Raw genomic sequence first — 10,632 nt, 5'->3', positions numbered from 1 at the left:
CAGCCAATGCCTGAACCGGCATATGGGAGACCAAGAGACTGTCGCCAGAGAGGTGAATGCTTGGCAAAATGACCGCAACAACAAAGAAAGTCGGATAAACTGGCAGTTTACCACCAAGGAATCAAGAGTGAAACTAAAAAGACTTTACCCGTCATTTAATGATTAACATAACACTAGTCGCTTGCACGCTTACCTGAGATACTGGCAAGAATACGGATTGTCATTTTATTAAAAAAGGTGAGTAATAGCTTGTGGCGGTTCAAATTTTTAGATTTTGAAATGTCAAGGTGTCTATCGTTTGCTTCGCCTTCATTCACCATTTCACCCCTTCACTATTTCCCTTCTATTAGTTGACTCTGTTCATTGAATGATTTAGGCAACTGCGGTTTTTCGTACTGCTTTGGAATTGGAGAATGGGTGATGGAGTGAAATGGTGAGAAGATTGCTGAAATGCTTTTTATTAAAAAGGTGAGTAATAGCTTGTGGCGGTTCAAGTTTTTAGATTTTGAAACATCAAGGTGCCTATCGTTTGCTTTGGTTGCTTCGCCTTCATTCACCATTTCACCCCTTCACTATTTCCCTTCTATTAGTTGACTCTGTTCATTGAATGATTTAGGCAACTGCGGTTTTTCGTACTGCTTTGGAATTGGAGAATGGGTGATGGAGTGAAATGGTGAGAAGATTGCTGAAATGCTTTTTATTAAAAAAGGTGAGTAATAGCTTGTGGCGGTTCAAGTTTTTGGATTTTGTAATGTCAAGGTGTCTATCGTTTGCTTCGCCTTCATTCACCATTTCATCCCTTCACCATTTCACTCATTCACTAATGAAGGGAATCCAGCCTTTGCCATTTGAACACTTACTGTCCATAAACAGCACCGGCCCGGATGAAAACCCGAGCCAGTGGTGTAAGGTATGGATAAGTACTTTGAAAGACCGCATAAAATAACCGGATTGCGTCATTTCTTCTTCCAACTCCTCAATCCTTCAACTCCTCAATCCTTCAACTCCTCAATCCTTCAACTCCTCAATCCTTCAACCTTTAAAAGGTATATCCTACGCGCAGTCTGAAATTGCGGGGAGGCAATGCTTGCCAACCGTAGTGGGTATACCCCCAGGCTCCGGGGAAGAACCCGGTGTAGTTGTAGCGATCGGTCAGGTTATTGACCAATAAGGAAACCGAATATTTTTCTTTTGTCCATGAAACTCCGGCATCCAGGCTGAAGTAATTATCCGGTAATTTCAAGCCGCCTCCTGGCCAAGCGGTGCGATCTGTTTGAAACTGGTAGCCCAGTGAGAAGCCAAGTCCTTCCAGGCTGCCCTGATCAATCCGGTAAGTGGCCCAGGTGTTGGTAATATGTTTGGCGATACCCGCGAACTCTTGCCCTACTTTCTTTTCATCCCGGTCTTTGGTCACTTCTGCATCCGTATAGGCGTAGTTGAATACGATACTTAAGTTCGGGAGTATTTCACCTTTGATATCCAATTCCACTCCTTGCGATTGAACTTCTCCCGTAGCCGTGGTGATAGGGGGAGCACCTTCTACCGCACTGGGTCCTGTGGTCAATACATTGGTTTTGGTGATTCTATAGACTGACAAGGTGGTGTTCCAGCTTCCGCCCCACCAATCTTTTTTGATCCCTGCTTCGATGTTGGTACCCCGTGTCGGGTCAAAATACTCTCCATCGTCATTTTGACCTAATTGTTCTGAGAAGGTCTGATCGTACAATGTGTACAATGAGAGGTTTTTGTCTACTGAAATGCTCAATCCCGCTCGAGGCGTAAAGACCTCGTTGGTTTCGAAAATTCCCTTATCTCCAGGCTTTTTGGTAGACGTAAATCTACCTCCCAGTGTTAGTCGGACCCGGTTGTCCCAGAAGGCCAACTGGTCTTGTATATACAAGGCATAGTAAGCATCCGACCCTTTGGTACCGCCTCTGGTTCTCAAACTTTTGGAACGGTCTACCTTAGGGATATATGCCGGGTTGATACCATACACAGGGTCGTACATATTAAACATCAAGGTAGTGTCCGAAGGTACTTTGGACCAATCTGCATAATAGGTCTTTTCCGCGATGTCCAAGCCGGCTAATATTTTGTGGGAGACCCCTCCGGTTTGCACCGATCCGTTGACAAAAATTTGCCCGAGCTTGCTGATGTTATCCACATCGTTGATGCTGAAGTTCCGGGCCATATTCCCTTCTTCATCCAAGGAGTTATAGCTGGGGTACAAACTTTGTCCCCGCATTTTATAGTCCAGATACGCCAATTGTGCAGTGACCTCCCAATCTTTATTTAATTGGTGTTGTAAGTTGATAAATACACTTTGATCGTTCACCTTGGTCGGCTCTACGGAAGGGTCGTTGAAGGTCATATGACGAGGCAAGTCTTTAAATCCTTTTTTAGAATGCAGGTAAGGACCAAAGCCCGAGAATGCCATATGTTGGAAAAGGTATTCAACGGTCAGTGAAGTTTTATCATCGATGATGTATTTGAATGAGGGGTCGATGGCATACCCGTTGGTATAGCGGTAGTCCGTATGCGAACCGTTCATTTGGCCCATTAAGTTCAGGCGGTATAAGAATTTTCCTTGTTTGTCCAGTTGATTGTCAATGTCGGCTTCTGCCCGGAAAGTACTAAAGCTTCCGGTGGTCAGGTTGACAGAGGCCTTCTTGCGGCCGGTAGGCTTTTTGGTGACTACATTGTAAAATCCTCCGGGTTGTGTATTACCCATCATAAATCCCGCAGGCCCTTTCACAAACTCTACCCGGTCTACAAAGGACATATCTTCTTTTAAGGGGCCGAAATAATTGCCCACACTCATTCCGTTTCTCATACTTCCCGAACCCGTGGAAAAGCCCCGGATGTAGATGGACGCATAGGTTTCTTGATGCAGTACCCGTCTCACGCCACTAACGTTCCTTTCGATGCCTTCCGAAGGGTTGAAAATATGTTGAGAGGCCAATAGCTGGCTGTTCATTACCTGTATGTTTTGCGGGGTTTCTAACAGTGGTGTTTTAAGGCGCAATGAATTGGAAGGTTTGCTTTCCTTGTAATTATCTTTCCAACGGCTGTCTTCTACAATTACTTCTTTCAATTCCTGAGCAGACTCATGCAGCGTAATTAAAGGAACGGAAGTGGTCTGCCGGCTCCGTACTACTACGGCTTGTTCTTGTTTTCCTAAGCCGATGGATGATACCAATAGCGTATGAGTACCGGCAGGAGCCTGGAATTTGAAGTATCCGTTTTCATCAGTAGAAGTCCCGTATCCTGTTCCTTCTATCCATACGGAAACGTAGGGGGCCGGTTGTCCGTCTGCAGTATGTACCTGGCCTTTCAAAATTCCTTTTTCCCCGCCTTTTATCGCTTGAATATGAATTTGTTTGCCCCGCACTCTTATATGATTGGCCTGTTCTCCCAATAAGTCGGATAGCACGGTGCCAAGCGGAGTATTTCTATAGTCAAGTTTAACTTTTCTGGAACTGTCTATCATGTCGGGGGCATAAGAGAATGTACAACCGGTGTGTTGTTCCAGTGCTTCCAATGCCTGTTGTAGGCTGAGTGTTTGTACTTGCAGGGTTACTTTTTTGCTCAAAATATCTGCTTGTGCAAAAGTATTTTGTAAAACCGGCCCCATACACAGCATGCACAATAGTACCAATCGCTGTAAGGTACAGCGGAAATAGTTAGGGTATTTTAAATATTTCATAAATTTGTTAAAAATGTTAACAGTTGTTTGATGGACATTTTGCCCGGTGTGAGGTTTGGCGACAGCATACCGGGTTTTTCTTGCTTTTATTTATGATATATGCCTTTCCATTTTTCAGGAAGGTTTAAATGAAATTTGGTTTCAAATTATTTAATAAATAAAGACGGTGTCAGAGGCCATCCGGTAATTGAATTTCATGACAAAGCCGAGGTCTTCCAAAAGCACATTCAAAGACGGGTTTTCAAAGGAACCCCTGTACCGTTGTTGAAGAATACCGGGCTTTTCCACTTGAATGTTTACATTGTACCAGCGTTCCAGTTCAGCTAGCATTTCTGCAAATTTCATATTCGTAAACACAATCCGGTTTTCCTTCCAGGCCGTGTATGGCGATGCATCGATATTGGTTTTACACAATTTTGTTTCAGGGCCTATTTTTCCTTGTTCGTTGGCAGTCAACAGTATATAGTTTTCCGGGGTTTTCCGGGAAGAAAAGCGCACTTTGCCTTCCGTCACGGTAAGTACGGTAGCTTCCCGAGGGTAGGCTCTCAAGTTAAAAGCCGTGCCCAATATGGTGGTCCGGCTGTCCGGACTTTGTATGGTAAAAGGCCGTTGAGGATCTTTGTGTACCTCAAAATATGCTTCGCCTTTCAGCGACACAACCCGGGCCGTATCAGAAAAATATTCCGGTACTTTTAATTCGCTACCGGCATTCAAGTATACCCGGCTGTGGTCGGGCAAAGTGATTTTCAGTTTTTGTCCTTTCTGGGTGTAATAACATTTGTAATGAATATTTTTCTTCTGTGATGTCGTATACAAAAACACTCCGGCAATCCCAATCAATACAGCAATGCTTGCAGCAACTGCCCAGATCCGTTGTGGAAACCGGAAGGAATGTGACGGGCCTACTTTACCGCTAACCGCAGGACTCACCTTTGTGTGAATGGCTTGCCATATTTGTTGTTTATGCAATGGCAAATCTTCATTTTCGGGTAATTCATAAGCCGTATCCTGATCTTCTAACCAAGCCTCAATCCGTAATAACTCTTCTTCCGTACATGCTCCTGTGGCGTATTTATGTAAAAGTTCCGGTGTAATTTTCATTTAGTCTAAATAAGCGTTTCTATTAGGGTAGTCGTGAAAAAGGGATATTGGTCCTAGTGTCCAGTAAATTTTTTTTCAACAAGATGTCTTTTTTGTGCAAACAGGAGGGTAAGGCCGGAAGTAAACGGACTGTATCGGGCCTTTTTTCAAACTTCTATAAAGGCTTATCCGTAATGTTGGGAGTTAGTTTACCGATTAAGAAGGTAGAGCACAGGTGGCAAGTCACTATTCAAATCGCTATACAATGAGAATCCTGAGAAGTACAAAAGGCTTCATAAGCCTTTGTTTTTTATGTTTTAGTTTGCATGTAAATGGACAAAAAATGACTGTTCCCATTCCACACATTGAATCGCCCCGTAAAGAAGTAAATCCCAACCGGATTATTAAGTTAAATGAAAAACTAATGGATGGAAACAAACTGGAAAAAGGATTGTTTTTATCCAATTCTATGGCATTGCTGTATATTTCTTATTGGACATCCCCCAAGGCAGAGCTGTACAAGGGGGGGATTGTTTTGTTTGACTTGAAGACAGAACAATCGTATGTCGTTCATGAGTTTGTAAAAAGAGCCAATCCTGATTTTTATCATTTTCCGGGTAGTGATTGGGTCGTGATGAGTAATGAAGGGTATCAACAGGAAACCACTCTTTCGTTTATATCCTTGTCAAAGCAAAAGGTGTACTCGATGACTGAATTGATCCCCGGTGCTCAAAAAATCCACCGAGGAATAAATGATGATAGTTATTTCGACATCAAGCTCACTGAGCGGGGAGCACTCCTTGTAGAATGGCGAAATTATGATCCGGAAGCCGGTGCCAAAGACTTTATAAAAGCGGAAATTTCTCTGATTTCCCCAAAAGGCCTTACTGATGTTTTGTATACCAGTTCGGATATGCCCGAAGTGAAAGACTATTCCTATTTGCCAGTGGCCCGTTTTGATGGACACCGTTACCACGATAAGAATTCCCGCAAAGAAAACGGAATGTACTACTACCCGCCTTCTTATGAAGACGGGATGAGCTTTGGCGGTATGAAGGCCGTGCAGGCAGGGGATTACCTCTTACAGCCTTTTGTGCTTTACAGGAATCCTCAAACGATGGAGCATGCTACAATGGGGGACGCGTCTGTGAATGGCGTGAGGATTAAGAGTACTTTAAGTACACCCAGTTCTAGCCGGTTTACAGGTTTTTTTATCCTCAATCGTAAAGATGGAGCCTTGTTGCATACATTTACTCATTCGGTGGGTGTTCCGGGACCTTTGGAGGTATTTGGCAATACAGCGGCTTTTACGGTCGGTTATCATGACCGCAAACATAAAAAAGAAGAGTACATCAGTGTGGTAGATTTTACCAAAGGCAAATTACTGGCCCGGTTGAATTATGAATCCAATCTGCCCGTGACAATAGGGTTTGATCGTATTATGTCGTCTTTGAAGTTCAGTAAGGATGGAAAAGAGATTTGGGGTATTCATACCCGGACGAATAGAATATTCTGTTGGAAATTGAATTAAAAAAGAGTTTTACCTCAAAGGTGTCCTCCATCAAAAGAGGTTGAAACCGGAGGGGAACAATGCTTCATTAGAATCACAAAAAGGTAGCTGCTACCTTTTTGTGATTTGCTATGTAGTACAAAAATCTCTTTAATCAAGGGGGTATTTTCCCGGGTTGAGGTTATGGGCTTTTATTTGATCGGCCAAAGCCTCTGAGGGTTTTCCTAACTTTTTGTAGACTTGAGCCCGGTTATAATAGGCCCCTGCATTTTCCGGATTGATTTTGATTACACGGCTAAAATCCAACCGGGCCCCTGCATACATTTTTAATGAGAAGTGAATGATGCCCCGGTTGAAATACGCATTTTCATATTTTGAATTGCGTTCAATGGCCTGAGAATAATCTTCTATGGCTCCGGTGAGGTCATTGTGACGTTGTTTTATAGTTCCTCGGTTATAATATGCATCCAGGTAGTCAGGGTCTAAACGGATGGCTTGGTTAAAATCTTCCAAAGCTTTTTCAAAGAGATTAAGTTCGTCATTGAGTAGCCCCCGGTTATTATACCCCAAGGCATAATCGGGATCAAGCGCTATGGCTTGATCATAATCCTGTAAGGCACCGGACGTATCTCCTAATTGGCGTCTTAAGTTTCCCCGGTTGATATAAGCATTGCCAAGTTTCGGATTGTACTTAATGGCTCGTGTATAATCCTGAACCGCACTTTCAACCTGTTTCATTTTTTCTTTTAGATAGGCTCTCTTGAAGTAATATTCACTATTGTTGGACTTGATTTTGATCGCCAGGTTATAGTCCTTTAATGCTTCTTCATACTTACCCAGTTGAAAATACAAATAGCCCCTGTTGCTATAAGCCAAGGAGTAGTTAGGGTTACATAGAATTGCCTGTGAAAAATCGTGTAGGGCCCCGGAAAAATCGTTCAGATTTTTTTTGGCTTTTCCTCGATGATGAAAGGCTTCGGCATCTTCAGGGTATAGTTTGATTACTTCCGAGTAATCCTCAACCGCGCCTTGATAGTCTTTCAAGGCACTTTTGGCAATGGCCCGGTTAAAGTAGGGTACATCGTTGTTTGGCCTCAGTTTGATAGAACGGGTACAATCCTCCATGGCTCCACGATAATCTTTCAAGTTGAGTTTAATACTGGCCCGGTTATCATATGCAACGGCATAGTTGGGGTCGATTTGAAGGGTTTTTGTATAATCCTTCATGGCTCCGGTTTGATCTTTGACCGCTGCTTTGGCGATGCCCCGGTTATAATAATAGATCGCATTATTTGCATTGAGTTCGATGGCCCGGGTGAAATTTTGCAGTGCGTTGCTGATCATTCCCAGTGTGGTTTGGTTGTTTCCCCGCATATTATAGGCATCTGCATATTCCGGGTTGAGCTCTATGGCCCGGTTTGCATCGTCTATGGCTCCTCCGTAATCTCCCATGGCCTCTTTAGCAAGCCCCCGGTTGAAATAAGGAATTTCCCACTTTGGATTAATCCCGATGGCCCGGTTAAAATCCAGTATAGCACCTTCCAGGTCACCCATCTCTTTTTTTGTATTGCCCCGGTCATTCAATGCATTTGCATACTGAGGGTTAATTTGGAGAGCCCGGTTAAAATCTTCCGTAGCTCCTGTAAAGTCTTGTAGAGTACTTTTGATATTTGCCCGGTTTAAATAAGCTTCTGCATCTCCGGGAACAAATTCAAGATAACGAGTGTAATCTTCAATGGCTCTTTGATGCTCTCCTATTTGATCGAGTACAATGGCCCTGTTGAAGAAATTATTTGCAAGCTTAGGGTTGATTTGTGCTACTTGGTTATAATCTTCCAAAGCTCCTCGTTTATCCCCTAAGTCTGACTTTAAGTTTCCCCGGTTCAAGTAAGAATTGGTAAATTGGGGATCTATCTCGATAGCCCGTGTATAGTCTTCCATGGCTTCCTGGGGCTTCCCCAAGTTTGATTTTGCCAAGCCCCTGTTGTAATAGGCAGTTTGGCTATTGGGGTTTAAAGTTATGTACCGGTTATAGTCTTCCAGCGCTCCTTTATGGTCACCGGAGTCAAGTCTGTTCAGTCCCCTTTGGAAAAGGGTATTCAGATCTTCAGGGTTGTGCTCAAGAATCAAAGAGTAATCTTTCAACGCTCCCTGGGTGTCATTGAGAGAAGCTTTGATTTTTGCCCGGTGGAGATGGGCTTTTTGATGTTCCGGTTGGGCTTGAATGACCTGATTAAAATCTTCCAAAGCTCCTTGTTGGTCTTTCAGTTTTTGTTTTATCAGCCCCCGCTCGAAATATGCATCAATATTGTTGGGTTGGTGTTGGAGCACATAATTCAAATCCTGTAGAGCCTGAGAAAGTTGTCCGTTTTTTTTGTTGGCCATGCCTCTTTTGTAGTAGGTGTCTATATGGGATGGGTTTATGGATAACGCCCGGTTCAAATCCTGCAAGGCCTGGTGATCATAGCCTTGTTCAAGTAGAAATGTTGCCTTCCGGTAAAAGAATTCAAAATCTATCAATCCCAGACGATCTACCTGGTTAAAATCTTTGAACGCAAAATGAAACTTCTTGAGCTCGGCCCATATGAAGCCTCTTTGCATATATACCCAGGGATTGTTTGTTTTTAACCTAATTGCCTCGGACAAATCCTGTAGGGTATCAGATTGCCCTTCTGACATCTTTTTCACGATGCCGCGGTTACCATAAGCATTGGCATCTTCCGGGTTGAGTTGTATGGTGTGGCTGAAATCATTCAATGCACCGTTTCTGTCTCCTAAGGCAGCCTTTACATTTCCTCTGTTATAATACATTTTCCCTTCTTTGGGCTTGAGCCTAAGTGCTTTTGCAAACTCTTCCAGGGATTCTGTTTTATCACCTAAAGCAAAAAGGATAAGCCCCATGTTCAAATGTGCCTGGGATGTTCCGGAATATTGGGCGAATAATAGCTTATAATCCTGTAGGGCTCCTTCCACATCACCGGATAAAAACTTGGCCAAACCCCGGTTATGCAATGCGCTTTGGGTGGTTTGACGGGCTATAATTCTAGAAAAACAGTCTATTGCCAAAGTGTATTCTTTTTTTAAAAGCTGTTCAAGCCCTTGTAAATTTTCTTCTTTGTGGAGTGAAATGTCAAAATCAATGGCATAGGAAAAATTGTTGAGTTGCTTTGCCTGTTCCTTTAAAGGCGTTTCCAACAGACACGTATGGTAAAAAGGGAAATGACCATCCGGGTCAAGTTGGCGGCTATGGGTAAAGTCTTTTAAGGCAAGAGCAAAATCTCCTAAGGCATAGGCGGATTTCCCTCTGTGATAAAAAGCCGCTGCACAGTTGGACTTCCTCTCGATGACCAGGTGATAGTCTTCCATGGCCCATTCGTAATAGCCCAGTGCATTTTTTACTTTTCCCCTTTCCAGATAGGCGTATAAGTGTTTGGGATTGCTCCGTAGGCAATTGGAAAAAGAAGAAAAGGCTTTTTTCAATTGATTTTCATTTGCTTCAGCGAGTCCTTTGAGCAAATGAAAGGTTTCGGTTTTTAGTGTGTGTTTTTTGCTTTGATTGTACTCCTGTAAGGCTCTATTGTTGTCCCCGGTCAGCATATACAAGTGCCCCAGACAGACCGTTTGTGGCTCGGAAGAAAGTCTCCGGATGGTCTCCGTCAAGGATAGAATTTCATGTTGAGCCAGGTTCACTACTTGAGTAAAATTGTCCCAGCCTTGGAATTGACCGGCCGAGCAACTTACCTCGATACCTTTCAGTATATGATGTAAGGCTTGTTCTGTTTGATTCTCCCGGGCCAGGAGTAAAGCCAGGCGGAAATGCGTCTTCCAATGATCCGGATGTTCATCCAGCGCTTTTTCATAACAGGAGACTGCATACGAAATATCCTTTTCGTTTTCCAGTCCTTGTTGATAATGTTTATGAGCACTCTCCTGTCTGTGCTCTGAAGAGGATCGTTTGGTTTTAGCCGGGTTGATTTTCATTTCTTTGATACTGGATTAATATTTTATGCTAATGGTAAAAATAGCATCCGGCAAACCTTGCAGGCCTCCGGTTCATTTTCAAAAATACGTTCCGTTCTCCCATGAATGGAAACGTGAAATATTTCCTTTGTTGGGAAATAGAGGTTGCTTCCCAAATTTATTCAGGGGCTGTATTATTTCACAAGTTCGTTGCTTTGCTTACAAATATGTTGATTTTTTTAGTTTTCCTCTATGATTCAATTACGAAATCAATGCTTTATAGTTTGCTCTAATTTTAAGGAAATGCTTGTAATCTACTAGTGAGCCCCTCTTTATGAATACCTTAACGCCGGGTACCGGAAAACTTTGAGATGAC

4 protein-coding genes and 1 pseudogene are annotated in these 10,632 nt (G+C 43.1%); 2 read left to right on the top strand and 3 right to left on the bottom strand.

The features are described from left to right. Positions 1–166 (top strand): annotated as a pseudogene (locus AAG747_RS14765) (IS630 family transposase); the annotation flags it as partial. Positions 167–1,039: 873 nt separating this feature from the next. On the opposite strand, the gene AAG747_RS14760 reads toward AAG747_RS14765, so the two are convergent. Both AAG747_RS14760 and AAG747_RS14755 read right to left on the bottom strand, forming a co-directional pair. Next, a complete protein-coding gene (locus AAG747_RS14760) occupies positions 1,040–3,706 on the bottom strand; it encodes a TonB-dependent siderophore receptor (RefSeq protein ID WP_346821951.1) in 2,667 nt (888 codons plus the stop codon). 150 nt (positions 3,707–3,856) lie between these two features. Next, positions 3,857–4,807 (bottom strand): FecR domain-containing protein, encoded by a 951-nt coding sequence (locus tag AAG747_RS14755; protein WP_346821950.1) that lies wholly within the window; start codon positions 4,805–4,807, stop codon positions 3,857–3,859. A gap of 322 nt (positions 4,808–5,129) precedes the next feature. On the opposite strand from AAG747_RS14755, the gene AAG747_RS14750 reads away from it, so the two are divergent. Beyond that, positions 5,130–6,317 (top strand): hypothetical protein, encoded by a 1,188-nt coding sequence (locus tag AAG747_RS14750; RefSeq protein ID WP_346821949.1) that lies wholly within the window; start codon positions 5,130–5,132, stop codon positions 6,315–6,317. A 129-nt stretch (positions 6,318–6,446) separates the two neighbouring features. On the opposite strand, the gene AAG747_RS14745 is transcribed toward AAG747_RS14750, so the two are convergent. Continuing rightward, the gene (locus AAG747_RS14745; protein ID WP_346821948.1) at positions 6,447–10,277 is read right to left on the bottom strand and encodes a tetratricopeptide repeat protein; all 3,831 of its coding nucleotides are present in this window, start codon (positions 10,275–10,277) and stop codon (positions 6,447–6,449) included. Positions 10,278–10,632: the final 355 nt, after the last annotated feature.

This window comes from Rapidithrix thailandica, from assembly GCF_039710355.1.
GTDB classification, from domain to species: domain Bacteria; phylum Bacteroidota; class Bacteroidia; order Cytophagales; family Flammeovirgaceae; genus Rapidithrix; species Rapidithrix thailandica.
This window is presented reverse-complemented; position numbering and strand designations above follow the sequence as displayed.